General features: G+C 70.4%; 23 protein-coding genes. 14 read left to right on the forward strand and 9 right to left on the reverse strand.

The genetic code is table 11. The annotated features are described in order from the left end of the window. Positions 1-65: 65 nt before the first annotated feature. The 3 genes from GTZ93_RS05375 to hemG form a co-directional block, all read right to left on the reverse strand. On the reverse strand, positions 66-839 hold the full coding sequence (locus GTZ93_RS05375; protein WP_139916230.1) for a LytR/AlgR family response regulator transcription factor: 774 nt from the start codon (positions 837-839) through the stop codon (positions 66-68). Then, positions 836-1894 carry a sensor histidine kinase gene (locus GTZ93_RS05380; protein WP_139916231.1) on the reverse strand — a complete coding sequence of 353 codons (1059 nt, stop codon included), beginning with the start codon at positions 1892-1894 and terminating at the stop codon, positions 836-838. The genes GTZ93_RS05375 and GTZ93_RS05380 overlap by 4 nt, the downstream gene beginning before the upstream one ends. Positions 1895-2149: 255 nt before the next feature. Continuing rightward, positions 2150-3550 (reverse strand): protoporphyrinogen oxidase, encoded by a 1401-nt coding sequence (gene hemG / locus GTZ93_RS05385; RefSeq protein ID WP_139916232.1) that lies wholly within the window; start codon positions 3548-3550, stop codon positions 2150-2152. A gap of 103 nt (positions 3551-3653) precedes the next feature. On the opposite strand from hemG, the gene GTZ93_RS05390 reads away from it, so the two are divergent. Beyond that, positions 3654-4343, forward strand: a complete 690-nt coding sequence (locus GTZ93_RS05390) for an SDR family oxidoreductase (protein ID WP_120576571.1) — start codon at positions 3654-3656, stop codon at positions 4341-4343. A gap of 149 nt (positions 4344-4492) precedes the next feature. After that, positions 4493-6910 carry a CapA family protein gene (locus tag GTZ93_RS05395; RefSeq protein WP_161662661.1) on the forward strand — a complete coding sequence of 806 codons (2418 nt, stop codon included), beginning with the start codon at positions 4493-4495 and terminating at the stop codon, positions 6908-6910. A gap of 9 nt (positions 6911-6919) precedes the next feature. On the opposite strand, the gene pdxH is transcribed toward GTZ93_RS05395, so the two are convergent. Next, the gene (pdxH, locus tag GTZ93_RS05400; protein ID WP_139916254.1) at positions 6920-7519 is read right to left on the reverse strand and encodes a pyridoxamine 5'-phosphate oxidase; all 600 of its coding nucleotides are present in this window, start codon (positions 7517-7519) and stop codon (positions 6920-6922) included. A 71-nt stretch (positions 7520-7590) separates the two neighbouring features. Between pdxH and glgA the strand changes: the two genes are divergently transcribed. From glgA to GTZ93_RS05415, 3 genes are read left to right on the forward strand one after another with little or no spacing between them, the layout of a single operon-like run. Beyond that, a complete protein-coding gene (gene glgA / locus GTZ93_RS05405; protein ID WP_139916235.1) occupies positions 7591-9024 on the forward strand; it encodes a glycogen synthase GlgA in 1434 nt (477 codons plus the stop codon). A gap of 35 nt (positions 9025-9059) precedes the next feature. Continuing rightward, positions 9060-9977, forward strand: a complete 918-nt coding sequence (locus tag GTZ93_RS05410; protein WP_121782213.1) for a serine/threonine protein kinase — start codon at positions 9060-9062, stop codon at positions 9975-9977. Further along, complete coding sequence (locus GTZ93_RS05415; RefSeq protein ID WP_121753478.1) at positions 9977-10468, forward strand: hypothetical protein; 492 nt, start codon at positions 9977-9979, stop codon at positions 10466-10468. Before GTZ93_RS05410 ends, GTZ93_RS05415 begins: the two co-directional genes overlap by 1 nt. A gap of 4 nt (positions 10469-10472) precedes the next feature. Here GTZ93_RS05415 and GTZ93_RS05420 read toward each other — a convergent pair whose 3' ends face one another. Then, positions 10473-11840 carry a hemolysin family protein gene (locus GTZ93_RS05420; RefSeq protein WP_139916236.1) on the reverse strand — a complete coding sequence of 456 codons (1368 nt, stop codon included), beginning with the start codon at positions 11838-11840 and terminating at the stop codon, positions 10473-10475. A gap of 55 nt (positions 11841-11895) precedes the next feature. Here GTZ93_RS05420 and GTZ93_RS05425 point away from each other — a divergent pair, with 55 nt between their 5' ends. The 4 genes from GTZ93_RS05425 (at position 11896) to GTZ93_RS05440 (ending at position 14717) form a co-directional block, all read left to right on the forward strand. Further along, positions 11896-12699, forward strand: a complete 804-nt coding sequence (locus GTZ93_RS05425) for a hypothetical protein (RefSeq protein ID WP_139916237.1) — start codon at positions 11896-11898, stop codon at positions 12697-12699. Positions 12700-12762: 63 nt separating this feature from the next. Then, positions 12763-13767, forward strand: a complete 1005-nt coding sequence (locus tag GTZ93_RS05430) for a hypothetical protein (RefSeq protein WP_139916238.1) — start codon at positions 12763-12765, stop codon at positions 13765-13767. 93 nt (positions 13768-13860) lie between these two features. Further along, positions 13861-14460 (forward strand): hypothetical protein, encoded by a 600-nt coding sequence (locus GTZ93_RS05435; protein ID WP_139916239.1) that lies wholly within the window; start codon positions 13861-13863, stop codon positions 14458-14460. Continuing rightward, positions 14457-14717 (forward strand): hypothetical protein, encoded by a 261-nt coding sequence (locus GTZ93_RS05440; protein WP_139916240.1) that lies wholly within the window; start codon positions 14457-14459, stop codon positions 14715-14717. The genes GTZ93_RS05435 and GTZ93_RS05440 overlap by 4 nt, the downstream gene beginning before the upstream one ends. Here GTZ93_RS05440 and GTZ93_RS05445 read toward each other — a convergent pair. Genes GTZ93_RS05445 through GTZ93_RS05455 form a run of 3 tightly spaced genes read right to left on the reverse strand, consistent with a single transcriptional unit; the run spans position 14711 to position 17188 of the window. Further along, the gene (locus GTZ93_RS05445; protein ID WP_139916241.1) at positions 14711-15634 is read right to left on the reverse strand and encodes a hypothetical protein; all 924 of its coding nucleotides are present in this window, start codon (positions 15632-15634) and stop codon (positions 14711-14713) included. The two genes, GTZ93_RS05440 and GTZ93_RS05445, sit on opposite strands and share 7 nt — an antisense overlap. 10 nt (positions 15635-15644) lie before the next feature. After that, on the reverse strand, positions 15645-16331 hold the full coding sequence (aat, locus tag GTZ93_RS05450; RefSeq protein WP_139916242.1) for a leucyl/phenylalanyl-tRNA--protein transferase: 687 nt from the start codon (positions 16329-16331) through the stop codon (positions 15645-15647). A 14-nt stretch (positions 16332-16345) separates the two neighbouring features. Continuing rightward, positions 16346-17188, reverse strand: a complete 843-nt coding sequence (locus GTZ93_RS05455; protein WP_180946018.1) for an LEA type 2 family protein — start codon at positions 17186-17188, stop codon at positions 16346-16348. A gap of 56 nt (positions 17189-17244) precedes the next feature. On the opposite strand from GTZ93_RS05455, the gene GTZ93_RS05460 reads away from it, so the two are divergent. Both GTZ93_RS05460 and GTZ93_RS05465 read left to right on the forward strand, forming a co-directional pair. After that, positions 17245-17889, forward strand: coding sequence for a hypothetical protein (locus GTZ93_RS05460; RefSeq protein ID WP_139916244.1), 645 nt, complete (start codon positions 17245-17247; stop codon positions 17887-17889). A 9-nt stretch (positions 17890-17898) separates the two neighbouring features. Then, positions 17899-18396, forward strand: coding sequence for a hemerythrin domain-containing protein (locus tag GTZ93_RS05465; protein ID WP_139916245.1), 498 nt, complete (start codon positions 17899-17901; stop codon positions 18394-18396). Here the strand turns inward: GTZ93_RS05465 and GTZ93_RS05470 are convergent. Continuing rightward, the gene (locus GTZ93_RS05470) at positions 18377-19069 is read right to left on the reverse strand and encodes a hemerythrin domain-containing protein (protein WP_161662662.1); all 693 of its coding nucleotides are present in this window, start codon (positions 19067-19069) and stop codon (positions 18377-18379) included. The two genes, GTZ93_RS05465 and GTZ93_RS05470, sit on opposite strands and share 20 nt — an antisense overlap. Before the next feature lie 119 nt (positions 19070-19188). Between GTZ93_RS05470 and GTZ93_RS05475 the strand changes: the two genes are divergently transcribed. The 3 genes from GTZ93_RS05475 to GTZ93_RS05485 all read left to right on the forward strand — a co-directional run bounded on the left by GTZ93_RS05475 (position 19189) and on the right by GTZ93_RS05485 (position 22440). Next, positions 19189-19827, forward strand: a complete 639-nt coding sequence (locus tag GTZ93_RS05475) for a protein phosphatase 2C domain-containing protein (RefSeq protein ID WP_139916247.1) — start codon at positions 19189-19191, stop codon at positions 19825-19827. Positions 19828-19966: 139 nt separating this feature from the next. Next, the gene (locus tag GTZ93_RS05480) at positions 19967-21604 is read left to right on the forward strand and encodes a hypothetical protein (protein ID WP_139916248.1); all 1638 of its coding nucleotides are present in this window, start codon (positions 19967-19969) and stop codon (positions 21602-21604) included. Continuing rightward, positions 21601-22440 carry a hypothetical protein gene (locus GTZ93_RS05485; protein ID WP_161662663.1) on the forward strand — a complete coding sequence of 280 codons (840 nt, stop codon included), beginning with the start codon at positions 21601-21603 and terminating at the stop codon, positions 22438-22440. Before GTZ93_RS05480 ends, GTZ93_RS05485 begins: the two co-directional genes overlap by 4 nt. Positions 22441-22461 lie beyond the last annotated feature (21 nt).

A 22461-nucleotide genomic window follows, 5' to 3' on the forward strand; every position in this document is an offset into this window, starting at 1 on the left:
CATCCCCCGCGCCCTTGCGCAGGCCCAGCAGGCGGCGCAGCTCGCGTGAGGACTGGCGGTCGCGCTCAGCCCTCGTCCTCCGCGCCCTTGCGCAGGCCCAGCATGCGGCGCAGCTCGCGCGCGGACTGGCGGCTCACCTCCACCGAGTGGCCCCGCGCCGTACGAGCCAGATAGCCGCCGGTCTCCAGCGGCTCCAGCCGCGTCACGTGGGACAGGTTGAGCAGCGCGCGGCGGTGCACCCGGTGGAAGTGCTCCGGAGGCAGCTTGTCCGCCAGCTCGTTGAGCGTGAAGTCGGTGAGGTAGTCGCCCTGCGCGGTGAACACCGTCACCAGCTCGTCCTCCAGCGACGCGTGCGAGATGGCGTCCGGTGACACCAGCACCAGCCCCTGCCGCGTAGGGATGGGCAGCCGTGTCAGTGCCGGCTTCTCCGCCGCTGCCGTCTGCGCCGTCGCGGTGGGCGCCTTCACCCGCGCCGGCACTCGCGCCCGCGCGCGCTCCAGCGCCTTCTGAAGCCGCGCCGCCTCCACGGGCTTGAGGACGTAGTCCACCGCGCCGTGCTCGAAGGCGTTCACCGCGTGCTCCGCGTGGGCGGTGCAGAAGATGACGTGGGGCCCGCCTTCCGGCAGCAGCGCCATCGCGTCCAGTCCGCTCAGGCCCGGCATGTGGATGTCCAGCAGCACCACGTCCACGCCGCCCGCGCGCACCGCCGCGAGCACCGAGTCCCCATCCACCGCCTCGCCGCAGACGCTCACGTCCGGCAGCGCGGCCAGCAGGCGGGACAGGCGCTTGCGGGCCAGCAGTTCATCGTCGGCGATGAGGACGCGCAGGGGCTCTCTCACGTGAGGACTCCGGGTTGGGGGCCCTGGCGGGGCAGGGTGACGGTGACACGGGTGCGCCCGTCGGCGCTCTCCAGGGACAGGAGCGCGTGGCCGCCATAGGCCAGCGCCAGCCGCCGCTCCACGGTGGGCAGGCCCACGCTGCCCTCGCGCGGGCCCTTGGACGCGCCCGGGTTGTCGATGGTCACCACCACCGCCCCCTCGCGCGTGACCACCTCCACGCTCAACGGGCCCCGGTGGCCGGCCGCCGGGCCGTGCTTCACCGCGTTCTCCGCCAGGGGCAGGAGCAACAGCGGCGGCACGGGCACGTCCGAAAGCCCGTCCGCCACGTCCATGCGCAGCTGGAACAGGTCCGGGTCGCGCAGCAGGTGCAGGTCGAAGAGCGTGCGCATCAGCTCCAGCTCCTGCGACAGCGGCCAGGTGACGCTGCGCACGCCCGCGAGCACCGAGCGGAGCATCGTGGACAGCCGCAGCACCGCGGCCTCCGCGACGGCGCCGTCCTCGCGGCACCACTCCGCGATGGCGTTCAGCGTGTTGAAGAGGAAGTGCGGATCCAGGTGGCTGCGCAGCGCCAGCAGCTGCGCCTGCTCTGCTTCCCAGGCGAAGCGGGTGGCGCGGGCGCGCTCACGGGCCAGCGTCTCCTCGAAGCCGATGTCCCGCCCCAACCCCCAGCCCGCGACGAGGAACAGGCCGCCGCAGATGGCCAGGTTGTACGGCTCCGACAGGAACATGTCCTGCATCAGCGTGACGCGCGGCAGGGCGTAACCCACCGACAGCACCACGCCGCTGCCCACCGCCGCGTAGAGCAGCAAGCGGATACCGCCGTGGCTCAGGTCCAGCCCTTCCGGGAACAGCACCCGGTACGACACGGGCGCCACCGCGACGCACATCAGGCACAGCAGGAGGCCAATCCAGAACGCGCGAGGATCCACGCTCCAGCGCACCTGGGCCGCGAGCAGCGGAATGGACACCAGGACGATGGGGGCCAACCGCCACGGCGCGACGAGCGCGCGCAGCGTGGCGCGAACGATGGAGCCTTCCTGCGACGTCTCCTGCATGCGGAGGCGGAAGGCTACACCGTCCCGCGTCCTAGCGCTGGGGGATGGGCGCGGGGACGAGGTCCAGGACGAGCGTCCCGGCGAGGACCGCGGGGAAGAAGAGGACGGCGAGCATGAACAGGAGCGGCGAGCGCAGTGAGAACATGGGGGGCTTCTCCAGTGTCCATGAAACATGCCCACGGACTCTGGCATCGACCCAGGGACCCTTCAGGGAGGGTTGCCCCCGGCCGTCGCTGTCCCCGGGTGAGCGGTCGCTCAGGCGCTCCGGGTGGCTCCCGCCGCCGGCCCGCCCAGCGCCTCCGCCAGCCGCGCCGCCTCCTTGAGGCAGTCGTTGACGCCCACGCCCCGGTACGCGTTGCCCGTGAGGTGCAGGCCAGGCCAGCGCTTCAGCCGCTCCTCCATCGACGCCAGGCGCTCCAGGTGGCCCACGGTGTACTGGGGAATCCCGCGCGGCCAGCGGAACACCGCTGTCAGCTCCGGCGTCGCGGTGAGCCCCGCCATCGTCTTCAGCTCCTCGCGAGCCAGCGCCACCAGCGCGTCCTCGTCCCGGGAGACGACCTCCGGCCGGCGAGCGCCGCCCATCAAGCACGTCAGCAGCACGCGCCCGCCCTCCACGCGGAAGGGGAACGTGGTGGAGACATGGATGGTGCCCAGCATCGCGGTGCCCTCCACCGCTGGCACCAGGAACCCGAATCCGTCCGGCTTCGGCACCGTCCCCGGCGCGAAGCCCAGGTGCACCACGGCGATGGGCGCGTACGGGATGGCGTCCGCCTTCTCCGCCAGCTCCGCGTCCAAAGGGCGCACGAGCGAAGCCGCCACGTGCGCGGGCACCGCCAGCACCACGTGCGTCGCGCTCAGCTCCGCCGGCTGGCCCCGTTCCTGGTACCGCACCTTCCAGCCGTCCGCCGAGCGCTCCAGGCCCTCCACCTTCGCGTCCGTGCGCACGCTGTCGCCCAGCGCCTTCGCCAGCGCGTCCACCAGCACGCCCAGGCCGCCGTCGAACGTGCTCATCTGTCCGGTGAGCCGGGGGCCTGTCTCCACCGCGCCCGAGCCCTTCGCTTGTCGCGCCGCGCGCTGCGCACGGATGGCGCCCAGGATGAGGCTGCGGTGCTCCTGCTCGAATTTCACGAGTTGCGGGAACGTGGCCTCCGCGCTGAGCTGCTCCGGGTCGCCCGCGTAGGTGCCCGTCTGCATCGCGTCCAGCAGCACCGCCGTCGCCTCACGCCCCAGGTGGCGCCGCCCCAGCCGGGCCAGGGACTCGTCCGCACCCGTGGGGTTGCGTCCGCTGAACAGTTCCCCCACCACCCGCAAGCGGGAAGCAAGGGGAAGGATGTCGGATTTCAGGAATGCCGGAGGCGACGTGGGCAGGGCTCGCAGGGCTCCGCGTGTGTAGATGTAACGTTTTTTTGCCGCTGCATCCGCCGAACGAATCCGGGATGACACTCCGAGCACGTCCGCCAGTTCACGCGTCGTGGGCTCCCGGTCGAGGAAACTGTTGGGTCCGGCCTCCAACAGGTAGCCCTCGCGGGCGTGGGTCTGCACGTTTCCACCCACGCGTGACGTCGACTCCAGCACCACGGCAGCAGTACCGCGAGCCCGCAATTGGTAGGCCAACGCCAGTCCGGTGATACCTCCCCCAATGACCGCGACCGTCATGTCGACCTACTCCCGAGCTTGTCGTGAGGTGAGCAACCCCGGGCGCCTTAGTGCGAAGGCAAGAGCTTTGCCAAGGAGAGCCTCCCGGCGCGTTAATAAAGGCATGCGCTATGTCATCACGGGAGCGAGCCGTGGCATCGGTTTCGAATTCGTGCAGCAACTGCTGCGGCGGGGAGAAACGGTGGATGCAGGGGTGCGTGCCCCGGAACTGGCGCGCCGGCTGGAGCCGCTGCTGCTGGAGGCCGGCAGCCGCCTGAGGATCCATCCACTGGATGTCACCCGCGCGGAAAGCGTCCAGGCCTTCGCGGAGCGCATCTGCCGCGAGCCGGTGGACGTGCTCATCAACAACGCGGGCGTGTCCGGCCAGTGGGTGGGGCTGAATGAGCTGGACTACGAGGACCTGGCGCGCACCATCGAGGTGAACGCGCTCGGGCCGCTGCGCATCACCTCCGCGCTGCTGCCCGCGCTGCGGCACGGAGCGGGGCGCAAGGTGGCGCACGTCACGTCCCGCATGGGGTCGCTCTCCAGCAACACGGAGGGCGGCGCGTACGCCTACCGCATGTCCAAGGCCGCGCTGAACATGGGCGTGCGCTCCATGTCCAACGACCTGCGCCGCGAAGGCCTGGCGTGCGTGCTGTTGCATCCGGGTTGGGTGCAGACGGACATGGGCGGGCAGGACGCGCCGCTACCGGCGGAGGAGTCCGTGCGCGGGATGCTGAGGGTCATCGACAGCGTCTCGCTGGAGCACTCCGGCCGGTTCTTCGACTACGAGGGCGCGGAAGTGCCTTGGTAGTGGCCTGGAGGGACAGGGTCGCTGTCGCCGGGTGAACACGCCCCGGCCCCCGGGGGCAGGCAGGCAGCCCCCGGGGACGAGGCCGTCGCTGGCGCCTGCCTGCCGTCGTCCCCATCTCGTCGCGAGGAAGTCCGCGGCGGAGGAGTGGGATGGCGTGGCGGCGGTGGTGGCCCACGGTGTGGGTGGCGGCGTGTCTCGTGGCGTGTGGTCCGGGCGCCTCCACGCCGAAGAGCGGACAGGAGGCCGTGACGCCGGGGGATGAACCGGTGACGCCCGTGACGCCTCCGGACGACCCGCCCAAGGAAGAACCCCCGCCTCCCGAGCCACCGCCGGAGGAGGAGCCGCCTCCCGACGAGACGGCGGAAGAGCCGCCACCGCCAGAAGAGGATCCGGTGCTGACGGCCTGCGCGCCGGAGCCCGCGGCGGACGCCACCGTGCCCGAAGCCGAGCGGACCGCGCGCCATGACTACGCCTGCACCGGCATCGCGCTGGAGGGCTCGCTGGTCTCCACGGCGGGCACGCCAGTGGCGGACGTCGTGGTGAAGGTGGGGGACGCGCAGGCGCGCACGAACGCGACCGGACATTTCCGATTTCCCGTACTGCCCCGTCACAACCGGTTGCTCACGGTGGAGGCGGACGGCTTCCGCCCGGCGGTGGTCGCGGTGGAGCTGCGCCGGAGCCTCACGGAGAAGCGCGTGACGTTGCCTCCGGTGCGCCTGTCTCCGAAGGACGGCGTGCGGATGCTCTTCGCGGGCGACGTGTCGCTGGGCCGGCGCTTCCTCGACCCGGACGACACCACGCCGCGCAACCAGATGCCGCCGGACGACCCGGCGGCGCTCATCCGCGTGTCGGATCCGCTGCCGGGCACGAAGGCCGTCTTCACGCACGTGCGGCCCTACTTCCAGGCGGCGGACTTCCGGGCCGTGAACCTGGAGACGCCGGTGACGGATCATCCGGCGACGCCCCACGACGAGAAGGCCTACGCGTTCTTCACGCTGCCCGGCTCGCTGCCCGCGCTGCCGTGGTTGGGCGTGGACTACGTGAGCCTGGGCAACAACCACGTCTACGACTACCTGGCGCCAGGGTTGGAGGACACGCTCACGCACGTGGCCGCGACGGGCATGGCCTTCAGCGGCGCGGGACAGAACGAGGACCAGGCCTTCATGCCGGCGCGCGTGTCGCTCGCGGGCGCGAACTACAGCCTGGTGTCCATGTGCTCCATCACCGGCAGCGCGCATGATCAGCAGTACGTCGCGGGCTCCAACCAGGGCGGCGCGGCGGACGCGAGGAACCTGACGCGGGCGTCCGCGCTGCTGGCCGCGGAGAAGGCGCAGGGCCGCGTGCCGGTAGCGGTGCTGCACACCGGCGTCGAGTACAGCGTTCGGCCCTCCACTCCGACGGCGCAGCGGATGCGCGACCTGGTGGACGCGGGCGCGGGGCTCGTCATCGCGCACCACCCGCACATCCCGCAGGGCTTCGCGCGCCACGAGGGCGTGTTGATGGCGCAGTCGCTGGGCAACTTCGCCTTCGACCAGGACCGCATGGAGACGATGGTGGGCCTGATGGCGGAGGTGGAGGCCAGCGGCACGCGCGTGAATCGGGCCCGCGCGGTGCCCGTATACATCGAGGACTACCGCCCCCGGCCCGTCGCGGGCGACCTGGCGGAGAACTTCCTGCGCAACCTGGCGGAGCTGTCCCGCGAGGGCGGCGTGGAGCTGGTGCCCCAGCCCTCCTGGGGCGAGCTGCTACCAGAGGACAGACACGCGGCGGTGAGCGAGCGCACCGTGGACGTGCCGGTGACGGTGGACGCGAACGGCCGCGCCACGGTGGACCTGCGGCCCCTGCGCCATGAAGGGGAGTCCATTGCGGTGGCGAAACTCACGGGCGCGGACGTGACGGGCGTGAGGCTCAAGGCCGGGCGGGACGTGCTCCTGCACGGCGATTTCGAGGACCACGACGTGGACGACGACGCCAACGAGGCGCCGCGCTGGAGTGTGGGCCCGAACGCCGGCTACGTGTGCCAGGACGGTCCGCACCGGGGCGCCGCGGCGCTCTGCCAGCGGCGCGCGGCCAGCGACTCACGGAGCGCGGCGGTGAAGCTGGTCAACCGCTTCCGTCCACCGGGCTTTGCGGAAGGGCCGCCCAACCGGGACCTCACGGCGGTGGCGTGGCTGAAGGGGCAGGGCGGTGGCGCCTTCTCCGCGAAGGTGCAGTACCTGCCCGTGGAGTCCTACACGCTCTTCGGCGAGCAGACGCTGCTGCGCCACGACGGCGGCACCTACGATTGGACGCTGGTGGCGGAGGACCTGCGCTTCCCCGCGGATCCGCCGAAGCCGGACCTGTGGAACGCGCCCTGGGCGTTGGACCTGACGCTCAACACCGCGCCTCCGAAGTCCGGCCAGGGCGTGACGGCGGTGGACGACCTGGCGCTGGTGGCCTGGGAGAAGCAGGCCACGGGAGGCACGCTGACGCAGCAGACGCCGCACGCGCGGGACTTCGTGCGGGTGGAGGCTCCGGCGGGCACGTACACGCTGCGCGTCACCTTCCGCGAGCACCGCGTGCCCTGAGGACTTGTTTCAAGGGAACAGCAGCTGCGTCTTCCATCCCGCGCCGTCGCGCAGGTACACGTTGCGCTCGTGCAACCGGCTGGGGCGGGCGTGCCAGAACTCGATGCGGTCCGGCACCACGCGGAAGCCGCTCCAGTGCGACGGGCGCTCCACCTCGCGGCTCTGGAAGCGCGCCTCCACCTCCGCCACGCGCTGCTCCAACAGCTCGCGCGAGGGCAGTTCCTCACTCTGGAGGCTGGCCCACGCGCCAATCTGGCTGCCGCGCGCGCGGCTCTGGAAGTACGCGTCCGCCTCCGCGTCCGTCACCTGTTCCACCCGGCCCTCGATGCGCACCTGCTGCTCCAGGGGCTGCCAGAAGAAGCACAGCGCCGCGTACGGGTGCGCACGGAGCTGACGCCCCTTGCGGCTGTGGAAGTTGGTGAAGAAGACGAAGCCCCGCGCATCGAAGTCCTTGAGCAGCACCACGCGTGAGCTGGGGCGGCCCTGGTCGTCCACGGACGCGACCACCATGGCGTTCGGGTCCACGGGGATGGCGGCCTTCGCCTGGGCGAAGAGGTCGGCGAAGCGCTGGATGGGGTCGGGAGGGATATTCGTCACGCGGCGCACCATAGGAAACACGGCCCCGGCGCGCACGTTCGCGGTTGACTCCCTGTCGGGACTCGCACGCAATGGCGGGACTCATGAAGATCCTCTTCATCGCCTCGGAGGTCACCCCCTTCTCGAAGACGGGGGGACTGGGCGACGTGGCCGGGGCCCTGCCTACGGCGCTCGCCGGGCTGGGGCACGACGTGAAGATCGTCACGCCCCGCTACCAGGACGTGCGCAACACCGGACACTTGCTGCCCACCGGCCAGTCCCTGGTGCTGCGCTTCCCCTTCGGTGAATCAGGCGGCCCCATCCTGTCCGCGCGCCTCTCCGAACGCCTGGAGGTCCTCTTCCTGGAGAACGAGGCCTTCTACGGCGGCCGCAAGGGCCTCTACGGCGACGCGGGTGGCGAGTTCGCGGACAACCCCCGCCGCTTCGCCTACCTGTGCGTGGGCGCGCTCCAGGCCGCGCAGCGCCTGCGCTTCTTCCCGGACATCATCCACCTGCACGACTGGCAGACGGGCCTGGTCCCCGTGGCCCTGCGCCGCGGCTTCCAGGGCACGCCGCTCGCGAAGGCGAAGTGCGTCTTCACCATCCACAACCTGGCCTACCAGGGGCAGTTCCCCAAGCGGACCATGGAGGACCTGGGGCTGCCGTGGGACCTCTTCACGCCGGAGGGCGTGGAGTTCTATGACCACGTCAACTTCCTCAAGGCGGGGCTCGTCTACTCCGAAGCGCTCACCACCGTGTCGCCCACCTACGCGCGCGAAATCCAGACGCCGGAGCAGGGCTACGGGCTGGATGGCCTGCTGCGCCGCCGCTCGCACGCGCTCACCGGCATCATCAACGGCATCGACGCGCACGAGTGGAACCCCCACACGGACTCCTTCCTGCCCGCGCGCTACGGCCCGGAGGACATGACGGGCAAGGCGATGTGCAAGCGCGCCCTGCTGGAGCGCTTCGGCCTGCCCACGGAAGGCAACGCGCCGGTGTTCGGCATCGTCAGCCGGCTGGCGTGGCAGAAGGGCGTGGACCTGCTGCTGGAGACGCTGCCCGCGGCGCTCCAGGGTGACCTGAAGTTCGTGGCGGTGGGCAACGGCGACCCGACCCTGGAGGCGGGCCTGAGGGCGCTACAGGCCCGCCACCCGAAGCAGGTGGGCGTGCACATCGGGTTCGACCCGGCGTTGTCACATCTGGTGGAAGCCGGGTCGGACTTCTTCCTCATGCCCAGCCGCTACGAGCCGTGCGGCCTGAACCAGATGTATTCACTGCGCTACGGCACGGTGCCCATCGTCCGGGCCACGGGTGGACTGGTGGACACGGTGGAGGGGGGGCTGGACGGCAACGGCATCCTCTTCGAGTCCTTCCACCGCTCGGCGCTCCTGGCCGCCATCCGCCGGGCGCTCTCCCTGTACGCGGACCCCGCACGGCTGGGGGACTTCCAGGTGCGGGGCATGGGGAAGGACTTCTCCTGGACCGCGTCCGCCCGGAAGTACGAGGCCCTCTTCACGTCACTGGTGGCGGAATAGTGGGGCCGCTCCCGGATCCGCGTTAATCTTGGCCCGTGGCGGAAGCTCCTGACCTGGGTGGCTATGAAGTGGTCGGCCGGCTTGCGGTCGGAGGCATGGCCGAGGTGTATCAGGCGCGTCCCCGTGAGACGACCCAGCGCTCCCCGGGCGAGCCCGACGAAGTGGTCATCAAGCGGCTGCACCCGTCCTTCCGCAACGACCCCGCGTATGTGAAGGCCTTCGTCGACGAGGCGAAGCTGACGGTGCGCCTGCGCAACGCGCACATCGTGCGGACGTTCCGGCTGTTCCGCGCCGGGCCGGACTACCTCATGGTGCAGGAGCTCGTGAGTGGCCGGACGCTGGGCTACATGCAGGAGCTGCTGATCAAGGCGGGCGCCGCGATGCCGCCGGAGTCCGCCTGTTACATCGCGTGGTGCATCCTCAAGGCGCTGGATTACATCCACCGCGCCAAGGTGGGGGAGAACGGCGCCACCATCGTCCACCGCGACGTGAACCCCGCCAACGTGCTGCTGGGCGTCCAGGGCGACGTGAAGCTCACCGACTTCGGCGTGGCGGAGGTCGAGGGGATGATCCGCGGCGACTCTGGCGCGCTGCGCGGCACGCTGCCGTACATGAGCCCGGAGCAGGTGCTGGGGCAGGCGGTGGACGCCCGCACGGACCTGTACGCCGTGGGCGTCATCCTCTGGGAGCTGTGGGCCGGCCGCCGCCTCTTCACCGGCGACAACGAGGCGCAGCTGATGCACCAGGTGCGCGACGCGCGCGTGCCGCTCTTGTCCACGCTGTCTCCGGACCTGCCGGACTACGCGGCGCGGGTGGCGCGCAAGGCGCTGTTCGCGGACCGGGCCCGCCGCTTCCAGACCGCGGGGGAGTTCATCAAGGCGCTGGAGGTCCTGGCGCGCCGCGCGGGCTGGCCCCTGACGGTGGAGGCGCTGCAGCCTCTGTTGGGCGGCTGATGCGCTCGCGCCGGGCGGTGCTCGGGCTGGGCCTGGCCGGCATCTCCTGCCTGTCCGGCTGCCTGGGCGTGGTGCCCTTCCGGCCGCGCGCCTACGACGAGGCGGTGCGGGTGGAGGCGATGGACGTGGCCTTCACGCGCGACGGCAGCGGGGCGCTCACGCTGAAGCTCCAGGTGGGGAACCCGTCCTCGGACGCGGCCACGCTCACCCGCGTGGACTTCGACCTGCGCGTGGACGGGCGGCGCGTGGCCACGGGCGAGCAGGTGATGGGCGTGCCCCTGGACGGCAAGGGGGAAGTCCCCCTGGAGGTCTACTTCCCGCTGGCCGTGGCGCGCGGCGGCGGCCGTCCGGAGCCGGGCTCGCACGTGGTGCGGGTGGAGGGCGGCGTGGTGCTGCGCTTCGGAGGCTCCGAGCGGCGCGCGCCCTTCCGGGACACGCGCTCGCTGGACCTCGCGTGGGTGCCGGGCGGGGAGTCCAGCCCGGCGCAGTGAGCTTTCAGCTCTTCGCGTCCGGAGCCGAGCTGGAGTCGGAGTCGGAGGCCTGTCGCGGCGGGCCTCCCTGGCCGTCCGGGAGGCCGGGGGCGGCGCTCTTGAGGCGGGACATCCGCACGCGGTCGATGCGGGCGCCCTCCTTGGTGGCCACGACGAACTGCCAGCCGTTGTAGGTGAAGCGCTCGCCCACGTCGGGCAGGTGGCCCGCGAGCGAGGACAGGTAGCCGCCCAGCGTGTCGAAGTCGCCCTCCGGCAGCGGGAAGCCGAAGAGCTTGGTGAACTGATCCACCTCCATGGCGGCGTCCACCAGCGAGCTGCCGTCGGCCATCTTCTCGACGAGCTTCTCCTCCACCTCGAACTCGTCGCCGATGTCGCCCACGATTTCGCGGAGGATGTCCTCCAGCGTGACGACGCCCATGAAGCCGCCGTACTCGTCGACGACCATGGCCATGTGGATCTTCCGCTTCTGCATGTCGCGGAGCAGGTCGCCCACGGGCTTCATCCACGGCACGAAGTGGGCGGGGCGGATGACGTCCTGCAGGACGATGAGTTCCGGGTGCTGGAGCAGCGGGATGAGGTCGCGCGCGTGCAGCACGCCGACGATGTGGTCCACGTCGTCCTTGTAGACCGGGATGCGCGAGTGGTTCTCCTCCGCCAGGATGCGCAGCACTTCATCCGGCGGGGTGGTGACGTCCACGGAGATGACGTCCGTGCGGTTGACCATCACGTCGCGGCAGCGCTTGTCGGACAGCTCGAAGATGGAGCGGATGAGCTGCGGGGCGCTCTTGTCCACCTCGTTGCGCGCGGCCTGGGCGGCGAGCAGCTTCTCCAGCTCCTCCAGGGGCGGGGGCGGCGGCTCGAAGCGCAGGGTGCGGCCCATGGTGCGGGCGCCCAGGTTGAGCAGGCCCAGCATGATGCGCATGGGCGGGTAGAGCACCGTCACCAGCAGGGACACCAGGCCCGACAGGCGCAGGGCCCAGCGCTCCGGGTTGCCGTTGGCCAGGCCGCGCAGCGTCACCTCCATGAGGCTGGCGAGCACGCCCACGAAGAGGGCGCCCGCGCACACCGTGGCGATGGGCACCCAGGTGGCCTCGGCGTAGCGGCTGAAGTCCAACAGGCGTGGCGGGACGAAGGCGCCAATGGCGGCGGCGAGGAAGCCGGACAGCACCATGCCCAGGCGCAGGGCGGTGGCGGCGGGCTCGCGGTCCGTCTTGTGACGGAGCACCCGGCGCGCGGCGACACTCTTGCTCTCCTCCGCGAGCTCCTGGGCGCGCAGGTCGGACGTCCCATAGAGCGCGGACTCCGCGGCGGCGACCAGGGACCTCATGAAGCAGAGGGCCAGGCAGGCGACCCAGAGGGTCCAGGTAGGCATAGGGGTCCGTTCTTATCCCGTGCTAGAGGGGCATACCACCCTGGCGGGAGGCACCATGCGGGGACGTCGGATGTACGTCATTGGCGGACTGCTGGGCGCGCTGGCGGCGCCCTCGGCGGCCCTGGCCTGGCCGGTGGACCAGGCCCTGACGCTGGAGCCCGGCAAGGAGACCTTCCAGAAGCTCACCGCGGTGGACTGGGCGGAGTCCGACGCGCCCAACGTCGTCACGGCGGAGGCGCTGCCCCAGAGCGGCGAGCTGCTGCTGACGCCCCACGCCGCCGGCATCGCGCGAGTGCTGCTGTACGCGGAGGGCCGCTTCGCGGTGTGGCGGGTGATGGTGGGCCCCATCGAGTTGCAGAACACCGGATCCGAATTCGCTGCGGCGAAGAAGGCCTGCCCGGACCTGAAGGCCACGGAAGGCGTGGAGCGGAGCCTCACGGCGACGGTGAACGACACCGCGTGTCGGCTGGCGCTGCGCACGTTCCTCAAGACGCACGCGTACCTGGCGAAGGAGTTGGAGCTGACGTTCGCGGTGCCGCAGCTCCAGGCGCAGTTGGAGGACTTCGAGGCGGGCATGCCGCCGGGGCTGACGGTGCGCTACAGCGGCGCGGGGCTGGTGCTGTCCGGGAAGACGGACCGGGAGGGGCACCGCAAGGCGCTGTGGGAGCTGTTCAACCGCGCGGTGGGCCGGGTGCCGCTGGAGGACCGCACGGAGGTGGAGGCGCCGCCGAAGCCGGACGACGCCGCGAAGCAGGAGGCGCTCGACGCGACGGTGTCGGACGTGCCGGGGGATGCCGGGGTGCCGCCGGCGCCGCCTCCGCCGGTGAAGCGCAAGGCTCCGCCCAAGAAGCCGCGCTGAACTTCGGAGGGCGCGCCGGAGGGCATCCGCTTGCGGTATGACCGTGGGTGGAGGTCCGACGGAATGACGAACGGAGTGAAGTGCGCGGGGTTCGCGTTGGTGCTGGCGCTGACGGTGGGGCCGGGGGCCGCGTGGGCGCAGGTGGATGAGGATGACGGCTCGGCGGTGGTGGTGGACCTGCCGGAGATAGACCGGGGCTGCCCGGTGAAGCCGGAGTTCCTGCCGATGACGCCCATGGGACAGGTGGGCATCGACCGGCTGGGATGGCTGGTGCACCAGGCCATCATCCCGCCCTCGAAGGACAAGTTCTTCCAGGCGGGGGCGCGAAGCCGCTCCGGGGTGAAGCCGGTGCCCATGGACCAGTCGAAGAAGCTGGGCGCGCTGGACACGACGAAGGCGCCCATCTGGGTGTTCGGCAAGGAGAAGTCGAAGGCGTGCAAGGGCACGCCCATCGCGTACTGGGCGGTGCGGATGGGGACGGACGAGGACCGCCAGACGTACCTGATGGCGGAGCTGGCGATGGAGTGTGAAGTGCTGCCGCCCGGACGGCTCGCGGGCACGCCTGTCGCGCTCCGGCAGAAGGACGAGCCCACGGGGTGCGTGCTGCGCCGGCCCAACCGGAACCACACGGGCAAGGAGTCGGACGGCATTCCCCCGGACTACGCGGAGCACATCCCGCCGCAGGACTGCGCGGCGCCGGAGTGCGCGCGAATCTGGGAGTACTTCGGCGTGACGGGCGAAGAGGGCGAAGGTTCGTTCGACCTGACGGTGTCCTATCTGCACAAGAACGGCAGCAACCCGTGCAACTGGGCGACGGACGACCTGTCCATGTTGTTCGTACGGGGGCGGGAGAGCACGGCGCTGACGCCGCTCAAGCCGGGAGGCCAGCTCTTCGGAGGCCTCTGGGACTTCAGCGGCCCGCGCTTCATCCTGAGCCGGGAGATGGGCGTGCTCTACGCGTACGACTATCAGAAGCTGAAGGCCGCGCCGAAGGCCGTGCGGTACGGGAGTCCCACGGAAGAGGACCTCATCCACGCGAAGCGCACGCTGTCTCCGTGCAAGAAGTAGCCGCGCTCAGGCTGTGAAGCCGAAGCCCCTGGACGCTGCTGTCAGCATCCAGGGGTTTTTCGCGTGAAGCGCTCCAGAAGGGAGAGGTCCGCCATGCGCCTCTATCGTCCCGTTGGGCTTGCCGAGTTGTTGTTGATCTACCGGTCGGGCATGCGGCGTTTTCCACCGCGTCTGCCGGAGCAACCCATCTTCTACCCGGTGCTCAACGAGCCCTATGCCCGGCAGATCAGCCGGGACTGGAACGCCAAGAGCCCCGAAGGCGCCGGCTACGTGACGGCGTTCGACGTGGAGGAGGCCCACGCGGCCTCATTCGAGGTCCAGCAGGTCGGTGCCCGGATGCACCAGGAACTCTGGGTTCTGGCCGAGGCCTTGGATGCGTTCAACGATCACATCCAGGGACGGATTCGTGTGATCGCCGCGGACTTTGGTCCTCACTTCACGGGCAGGATTCCAGAGGCCTTCTCCCTGCGTGGACAGAATGCGCGGACCCAACTGAAGACCCTGATTGGGATCCACGGGTACAACGGGATGGACTTCCACGGCGAGGTGACCGCGAACCATGAGGCCGTGTTCGCGCACTTCCCCTATTGGGAGCAGACCGCCACCGGGAACGGGCCCCAGGTAGTGGAAGCAATCCGCGAGGTGTGGAGCGGAGCCTTCCCGGAGATACCGCTGGGGGAGGCCTGTGGATGAATTGGTCCGTCTACGCCGACTTGTCGCGCCCACTGACCGCTGCGGAGCGGCGGTCTGTCTTTGAAGCGCTCGACGAGGTCGTGCTCGATAGCGGTTGTGTCGGCCCGCAGAATGGCGGAGTCGAAGAGGTGTATTTCCGCGTGGATGCTGTCTCTGCCGCGGAAGCGCGAGTGACTGCCGCGAGGCTGATGGATGTCCTCCTCGCGAAGTCAGATGTCCAAGTTCGTTACGAGCTTCAGCTGCAGCCCGGCTACTGAGCGCTGGAGCCGTGGTACGTCTTGCGCAGCTTCAGGTCCGGCACATCCACCGTGCCGTTCTTGTTGTCCGTGCAGTACCAGAGCGCGCCGTGCGGAGCCTGGACGCCGCCCTTCTGCGTGCGCGTCAGCCCGTTGTAGACGGAGCCCGCGATGAGGTAGCGGAACACCTGCGGCGCGGTCGTGCTCACAAGTGTGTTGTTCTGCTGCATCTCCTTCCAGACCACGCAGTACTGCTTGAGCGCGGCCCAGGCACCCTTGGAGTAGCGCGGGCTCCCCAGCATCCAGACCTCCAGCTGGGGACACATCTCTCCTTCGCCGTCGTCCGCCGCGCCGTAGTTCATCGCCTCGCAGACCTCGTCCGCGCGGCTTTCGTTGAACGTCACGTCGCCCTCCGCCTGCCAGCCGGTGAGCCGTGACAGCTGGAAGCGGCGGATCATCAGCGCGTCGTCCCTCGTCAGCGACGGCGCCATGAAGGCCTGCGGCTCCGGCAGGGCGAACGTGCCTCCGCCTTGCGGCCCCACACCCGCGTCCAGCACGTAGCCGCCCCACGTGTACATGAGGAACAGCGACCACGCGTCCTTCACGAAGGCCCGGTACGAGGGCGGCGTCGCCAGCGCCAGGCCCCAGTCGAGGATGTCCGTCATCGCCGCGACGGCCCAGTCGTCCGACTCCTGGTACCAGTAGTACCAGCGATACGCCCTCGTGCCCGCCTTCGTCAGGAACGCCTGCATGCCTCGCACGGTGACGTTCTTGTGCGCGGCGAAGTCCCGCTCGTAGGTCGCGACGTGCGCGTCCAGGCACCAGAAATAGATGGTGACGCTCTGTCCCGCACAGCGTGTCGCCAGCGCCTTCGGCGCGGTGATGTCGCGGTTGCGGTCCGTCGGAGGAGGGCCAATCCAGGTGTAGTGGACGTCCATCCGGTGAAGTCTACTCCGTCCACCGCCCCCTCTGCGTGGGCTCCTTCAACGCCTGCTCTAGCGCCGTCAGGAAGCGCTTGCGCGGCCACGACTCCGCGCCGAAGCGCTCCAGGTGCTCTGTCTCCACCTGACAGTCGATGAGCTGGAAGCCCCACCCCTTGAGTCGTTCCACCGCCGTGGCGAACGCCACCTTCGACGCGTCCGGCGCCAGCGCGAACATGCTCTCCCCGAAGTACGCCGCGCCCAGCGACACGCCGTACAGCCCGCCCACCAGCACCTCGCCGTCCCACGCCTCCACCGAGTGCGCCAGCCCCAACTCGTGAAGTCGGATGTACGCCTGCTTCATCGCGTCGGTAATCCACGTGCCGTCCTGCCCCGGCCGGTGCACGCGCGAACACGCGTCGATGACCTTCGGGAACGCGGTGTCGTATCGCACCGTGTACGTGCCCCGGTTCATCACCTTGCGCAGCGAACGGCCCACGTGAATCTTCTCCGGCTCCAGCACGAAGCGCGGGTCGGGCGAGTGCCACAGGATGGGCTGGCCCTCGCTGTACCAGGGGAAGATGCCCTGCGAGTACGCGGCCACCAGCCGCTCCGGGCGCAGGTCGCCGCCCACCGCGAGCAGGCCGCTCTTGTCCGCCTTGGCGGGTGGGGGGAACAGCTCCGGCTCGTCGTCACTCAGCAGGTAGATGGGCACGCGTGCGCGCCAGTCTAGCGGGACACGTTGAGCTTCACGTTACCCTTGAGGAAGTAGGGGACCTGCAACATGGGGCCCTTCAGCTCGCCCTTCACGCTGTAGGGCAGGACGCCCTTCCCGATGAGCGCCTTGACGCCCGGGCCCCAGGACTGGGCCGTCACCGCCACCTCCACCGGGTACACGCCCGTGGCGGACGCATCCACCGAGTCCGCCTGCGCGGTGGTGCCCTCCTCCAGGGGCTTGTCCGCGACGGCGACCTGGTAGGTCAGCGAGTCCAGCCGCAGCGGGAACGGGTTCGGGTTGCGCACGCCCAGCCGCAGGTTGATCTGCACCTCCTCCGGCGAATAGCGGGCCGCGTCCAGGCTCTCCACGATGACCTCCGGCAGCCGGGGCACGCGCACGGCACGGCTGGCGGCGAAGGGCAGGGAGTCCTCGCTGCCGCCGGAGCGCACCACCAGCGTGCCGCGCAGCGCGATGAGCACCGTGCCGCCCTGGGCGCTCAGGCGGGCCAGGTCCTCCGGGCTCTTCACGTAGGCGGATTTCTCCTCGATGGAGAAGTCCGCGGGCGCTCCCGGCGCGAACGGCACCCCCAGCTTCGTGGAGCCGATCTTCACCACCTGCCCGTCGGCGACGAGCTCATAGTCGGCGCGCTCCACGACGCCGTTGGCGGTGCCGGTGATTTGTCCGGTGTAGCGCACGGAGGCGTCGGTGAGCCCCTGAGAGACGACGGCGGTCTCCTGGGCCGTCAGGGCAGGGGGCCCCCCGGAGCGGACGGGGGCGGAAGCACACCCGGAGTTAAGGGCGAACAGCGCGGACACAAGGGCCATCAGGCAGGTCGAGCGATTCACAAAGGACATTCTGGGGAGGCCAGGGGCCAGTCCCAAGGGGATTTCCGCTAGACTGTCCACCAACCGTGGCTCCCCGACGTCCCAACTTCAACCGGACCCTGCGCTCCCTCATCCGGGACATCGCCGCGCGCATGCCCGAGTTCAACCACGTGAAGGTGGGCCGCATCCTGGTGGTGGCGGGCGAGGCCCGCAGGGCGTCGCGAGGCACGGTGAAGCCCCTGTGCTTCAAGGGGGGCAAGAGCATCGACAAGGCGGGGCGGCGCAAGCCGGAGGTGCGCATCCGGGGCCGCCGCATCCTGTACTGCATCACGCTGCGCCCGCTCTTCTTCCGGGGCTCCACCGCGAAGGCGCGGCTGGAGACGCTGATGCACGAGCTCTTCCACATCTCGCTTCGCTTCGACGGCACGCTGCACGCGGGCCGCCGCCACGCGAAGCTGGGCACGGAGTTCGGGCGCCGCCTGCGGCCGCTGGTGCGTCGCTACCTGAAGCTGTGCCCGGAGGCGCTGCTCGCGGACCTGGCGCACTCGGGCGAGGTGCGGGTGCTGCAGTGGCTGGAGCGCCCGGGCCCGGCCTACCACCCACGCGCGTCGCATCGTCGCGTGCGCAAGGTCTACACGGAGGATCAGCTCTACTCCGGAGTGGCCCGCATGGTGACGCCGCGTCCGCGAGTGGCCCGCGAGGCCCACGTGCGCGACGACAAGGTGCACTGAAGGGCGTTGATGGCCGCGCCCACCGACTTCGTCAGCCTGGGAGCGCTCCACCGCGACCTGGAGGAGCTGTTCCTCCTGCACCAGGAAGCGCTGATGGGCATGGACCTGCCCGCCGCGCGTGAACGGCTGTCGCGCTACCGCGAGGAGCTGACGCGGCACCTGGAGGCGGAGGAGGCGCTGCTCTTGCCGGAGCTGCCGCGCGCCGGAAGGATCCGAGGCGCCGCGCCGGAGCTCTTCACCGGAGAACACCAGCGCATGCAGGAGCTGCTGGCGAAGTGTCAGGAGGCCGTGGACGCGCTGGACGCGAGCGCTCCGGACTATCGCCGCACGGTCTTGCGCGTGTTCGACATGGAGAGCACGTTCAAGCACCTGGAGCACCACCACTCGTTGCGCGAGGAGACGTACCTGTTCCCCGCGCTGGATGGGGTGCTGGGCGAAGAGGAGCGACGGGCCCTGCTGACCGCGTTCCTTGAGCGCACGCAACTTCCTACCTCTCCGAGGGCGTGAACCGGGCAAGGTCGTGGATTCCAAGCGCGCGCTCCAACTGAGCCACCTCCTTGCGCGCGTTCTCGAAGCCGTTGCTCCCCAGCAGCCGGTGTTCCTGCTCCTCGAAGCGCTCACCGAGCTCCTTGAATTGCTTCTCGTCGAAGAGGTTGCGGAAAGCGGGGAACAGGTCCGTGTCCTCGCGCGCGGCGTGCGGCCCGTACATGCGGATGAACAGGTTGAGCTGCCGCGCAGTTTCGGCTCTTGGCTGGGGTTGCGTGAGTGCGTCGCGGCCTGAGGTCGCGGCGAGGATGGACTCGGTGAGCTTGCGCCCTGCGGCGTGTTGCTCGATGAGCACCTGAACGAGCTCCTTCTGCTGGCCCGCCTTCACCAGCCGGGGGAACACCTCTGTCTCCTCCGTTTTCTCGTGGTAGGCCTCGCCAAAGCGGCGCATGAGGCGAGTGGCCTGGGCGAGCACCTCCACGGGAGCCTTCTCTTCACGAAGGTCGAGGCGGCGAGCGATCTCCTCGTACACCAGGAGCGTGCGGCGGATGACGCCGTGCTCGCGCATCAGGTCCTCGGTGGCGTTCACCTCCGAGGGCTTGGACTTGGGTGCTGCGCTCGCGGTGCTTCCAGCGCTCAGCAAGACGACCGTGGACAAGAAGCGGCGACGGCTGGACGCCTCATTCGTGGACATGCTCTTTGTATGAGCCGCTGTCTCCTCGGCCGAACCTGTCCGACGGTCGAACAGGTTTGTGCGCGGCGCGGCGCGACTGCTTGTCGATGGCATGCGAAGGTCGCCCCTGAGCGCGACACATGAGCGATTTCGAGACGGTGTGGCATGTGGAACCGGCGGGCAGGACGGGGGCGGACCGCGTGCTGGTTCTGACGCCAGGGGCCGTGACGGTGCTCGTGGTGGCGGATGGGGCGGGGAACTCACGACGTGGCGCCGAGGCCGCGGAGGCCGTCCTGCATGGCGTCCAGGACGCCGTGGAGGCCGGGGCCGACGTGGAACGCGAAGAGACCTGGCGCGATGTGCTGGTGCGGTGCGACGCGGAACTGGTGGCCTCGGGACAGGGAGGAGAAACCACCGCCGTGGTCGCCTGTGTCACCCCTCGGCACGTGGTGGGGGCCAGCGTGGGGGATTCGGAGTTGTGGCTGTTCCAGGGCGGCGAAGCGACCGCGCTGACGGAGCATCAACACCGCAAGCCCCTGCTCGGTAGCGGGCAGGCTCGGCCCGTCACCTTCGAACGCGTGTGGCGAGGCGGCATTCTCCTCGGCGCGTCGGACGGATTGTTCAAGTACGTCGACCTCCGTCGTATCCAGGAGCATGTGAGCATCGCCGACGCACACGCTGCTGTGCTCGCGCTGGCCGCTCTGCCTCGACTTGCGAGCGGCGCGCTCCCGGATGACGTGGGGCTCGTCCTGTGCCGCCCGAACGCTCCACGCCCCTGACGCGGTTGTCCGAAGCTCGGGACCTTGGAACCTATTGGAGAGCGGGCGAGCAGGGGAGCCGTCGTCCTCCTGGCTCTGCCTGACGTCGAGTCGTGCGTGCTGTCCTCGCGCGCGTTGGCTCGAACGAGGTTTCCTCCTGGTGGGACGCGGGGTCTGGGTGTCGTGCTGGGCGCTCGTGGCGCTGGCGCTCGCGGGTTGCGACTCGGGGGCGGAGCTGACTCCCTGTGCCGCGGACTGCGAGGGCGCGGCCTGCGCGGCCTGTGTCACGTCCCTGCCTGAGGAGGCCGTCCGGCCCGCGCTCGCGTGTGATCAGCTCCCCGCGCCGTCACGGTGCCTGGGGCCTCGCGTACTGGAGCGCTGTTTCGATGGCGCCGTGCACCGGGAGGACTGCGCGGAGGACACAACTTGTGTCGAATCGCCGGAGGTCGCCTGTGTCTCGGGTACTGCATGCGTCGACGGCGTCTCGCGGTGCACGGAGTCCCGAGCGTTGCAGGTGTGCACGAACGGCCGGTGGGTCGCGCGCGCTTGTGACGTGGCCTGCGAAGCCGCGCCCGGTCGGGGCTTCTGCGGCAGACCCGGGCCCACGTTGAGCGGCACGGTGCGCTACGCGCGCCGCTTCCCGGATGCGGAGTTCCGCGCGTGGACGCTGGACGTGGAGCCGGTGCCTGCTCGCGGGTTCCTCATCGTGTCGTTCCAGGGCTCGAAGGTGCTCGACTCGCAGGTGACGGATGACGCCGGCCGGTTCACGCTGAAGGTGTCGTCGTCCTTGGGCGAGGACGACCGCGTCGTCGTATACGCGGCCGGTCGGGGGCGGGACGGCGCGGTGGCCTACGCGGTGGCGGACCCCGGGCTGCCGGGCGCGCAGTCGGTGAAGACGGTGCCGGGGGACGCGGCCCGCATCTGGAGTTGGTCGCGCACGACGCGCGAGCTGTCCGAACAACCTGCGTTCACCCTCGCCGAGTCCGAGGGCTCTGGCGCGGCGGCGGTGTTCGACGTGTTGGGCACGGCCTGGCGCCAGATGCGCGAGCGCTACGGCGGACGCGACGGCCTGCCCGTGGTGGCGTGGCTGGGCTTCGGGACGACCTGGTCCTGTGGTGCTTGCTTCGCGCCGTGGCCGGTGACGGCGGTGGGCCGGAGCTGGGACGCGCAGGTGTGGCTGCCGGGGGACTCGGATGCGGCGTGGTGGTCGGACGCGATGGTGATGCACGAGCTGGGGCACTGGGTGATGGCCAGCCGGGGCACCAGTCCGGAGGAGGGCGGCTCGCACTATGTGGGCGTGCCCACCTTCCCGGGACAGGCATGGAGCGAGGGCTGGGCCACGTGGTTCAGCGCGGACGCGCGCCGCAGTCCCCGCTACTTCGACCGGCAGGGCGGGACGCTGTTCTGGGTGGACCTGTCCGCGCGAGCCTCCTCGGTGAGCCCGTGGACGCGGCCCCGCGCCGAAGATGGCCTGCTCCAGCCCGTGGACGAGAACGAGGTGGCCGCCATCCTCTACCGCACGGCCGCCGGTACACCGTCGAGCCAGCCCCTCTACGACGCGCTCGCCGCGCCCTCGATGAACCGAGCGCCCTGGGCGCGCGGTTACACGCGACACACCTGGACGCGGGATGAGAAGGGCGCGCTCACGGACGTCGTGGACACGGGCAGATCCTCACCGTGTCTCGCGGACTTCCTGGACGCGCTGATGTGCCAGGGCTTCCCGAGCACTCGGGTCGACGCGGCCACCGAACCCGCCACCGCCTTCCCGTATCCGAGCCACGAGCCCCTGTGTCCATGACGCTCCCGCGTCCGATGCAGCGAAGCCGACGGTCCACGACCCTGAACCTCCTGCGCCCCTTGATGCGCAAACGCGTGGCGGGGGCCGTGCTGGCATTGGCGCTCGTTGGAGCGCTGTCGGCGGGTATGGCGTCCGGCATGGACCGGGTGCGGCGCAAGAAGCCACCAAGGCCTTCCGAGTCACCTCCTCAGGCGAAGGAGAAGCCCGTCCACGCGTCCTCTCCAACGCTCCTCGCGTCCGCGCGGTCGGTGGCGCTCCCCGCGTACGGAATGGATACGTGGGACGTGAAGTCGCGCGTGCGTCAGGGCTCGCGGCCGGTCCCGGCGAAGCCACACGTCAGGGATGCGGCGACAACTCCTTCGTCCACGGTACTCATGCGAGGCTCGGAGGACGACGCCACCGCCACGGACAGCCCCGCGTCACGGCCCACGGTGCTCCCCGCCACGGCGCGCATCCCGGCGCCGCTACACGTCTCCTGGCGGGTCGTGGATGCCAGCGCGGACACGGTGCGGCTCGTCGCGCGGCTGGACCGGAGCCCGGGCTTCACCGCGCCCGTGGAGGTCTCCCTGCGCGTGCCGCCGCGAACGGTTCTCCGGGAAGGCCCCAGGTCGCCCATCGTCCTGGACGGGGAGACGCGGGAAGTGCCCTGGACCCTGGGCCTGCCCGCGGATGGGCGCCCCGATGACGACCTCGTGCTGCTGGCGAGCGCCGGAGGCGAATCCTTCGGCGTCCACGCGGAGGCGCGCTACCACTTTGGCCGGACGCTCACGGAGTCGCCACGGCCCGCGCCCACGGGGCCCTCGCTCCCAGACAGCCTCATGCGAGCCCGGGAGTAGAGAGCGCGGGCCCAACCTGTC

The sequence above is a fragment of the Corallococcus exiguus genome, assembly GCF_009909105.1.
Taxonomy (GTDB): Bacteria; Myxococcota; Myxococcia; order Myxococcales; family Myxococcaceae; genus Corallococcus; species Corallococcus exiguus.

Coding starts and splice junctions, on each gene's coding strand:
- GTZ93_RS05415 (WP_121753478.1), top strand. CDS start 9,977: ATGCGCTCGCGCCGGGCGGTGCTCGGGCTGGGCCTGGCCGGCATCTCC.
- GTZ93_RS05420 (WP_139916236.1), bottom strand. CDS start 11,840: ATGCCTACCTGGACCCTCTGGGTCGCCTGCCTGGCCCTCTGCTTCATG.
- GTZ93_RS05465 (WP_139916245.1), top strand. CDS start 17,899: ATGGCCGCGCCCACCGACTTCGTCAGCCTGGGAGCGCTCCACCGCGAC.
- GTZ93_RS05485 (WP_161662663.1), top strand. CDS start 21,601: ATGACGCTCCCGCGTCCGATGCAGCGAAGCCGACGGTCCACGACCCTG.
- GTZ93_RS05455 (WP_180946018.1), bottom strand. CDS start 17,188: ATGTCCTTTGTGAATCGCTCGACCTGCCTGATGGCCCTTGTGTCCGCG.
- GTZ93_RS05380 (WP_139916231.1), bottom strand. CDS start 1,894: ATGCAGGAGACGTCGCAGGAAGGCTCCATCGTTCGCGCCACGCTGCGC.
- GTZ93_RS05395 (WP_161662661.1), top strand. CDS start 4,493: ATGGCGTGGCGGCGGTGGTGGCCCACGGTGTGGGTGGCGGCGTGTCTC.
- GTZ93_RS05390 (WP_120576571.1), top strand. CDS start 3,654: ATGCGCTATGTCATCACGGGAGCGAGCCGTGGCATCGGTTTCGAATTC.
- GTZ93_RS05425 (WP_139916237.1), top strand. CDS start 11,896: ATGCGGGGACGTCGGATGTACGTCATTGGCGGACTGCTGGGCGCGCTG.
- pdxH (WP_139916254.1), bottom strand. CDS start 7,519: ATGGTGCGCCGCGTGACGAATATCCCTCCCGACCCCATCCAGCGCTTC.
- hemG (WP_139916232.1), bottom strand. CDS start 3,550: ATGACGGTCGCGGTCATTGGGGGAGGTATCACCGGACTGGCGTTGGCC.
- GTZ93_RS05430 (WP_139916238.1), top strand. CDS start 12,763: ATGACGAACGGAGTGAAGTGCGCGGGGTTCGCGTTGGTGCTGGCGCTG.
- GTZ93_RS05475 (WP_139916247.1), top strand. CDS start 19,189: ATGAGCGATTTCGAGACGGTGTGGCATGTGGAACCGGCGGGCAGGACG.
- glgA (WP_139916235.1), top strand. CDS start 7,591: ATGAAGATCCTCTTCATCGCCTCGGAGGTCACCCCCTTCTCGAAGACG.
- GTZ93_RS05440 (WP_139916240.1), top strand. CDS start 14,457: ATGAATTGGTCCGTCTACGCCGACTTGTCGCGCCCACTGACCGCTGCG.
- GTZ93_RS05470 (WP_161662662.1), bottom strand. CDS start 19,069: ATGTCCACGAATGAGGCGTCCAGCCGTCGCCGCTTCTTGTCCACGGTC.
- GTZ93_RS05445 (WP_139916241.1), bottom strand. CDS start 15,634: ATGGACGTCCACTACACCTGGATTGGCCCTCCTCCGACGGACCGCAAC.
- GTZ93_RS05435 (WP_139916239.1), top strand. CDS start 13,861: ATGCGCCTCTATCGTCCCGTTGGGCTTGCCGAGTTGTTGTTGATCTAC.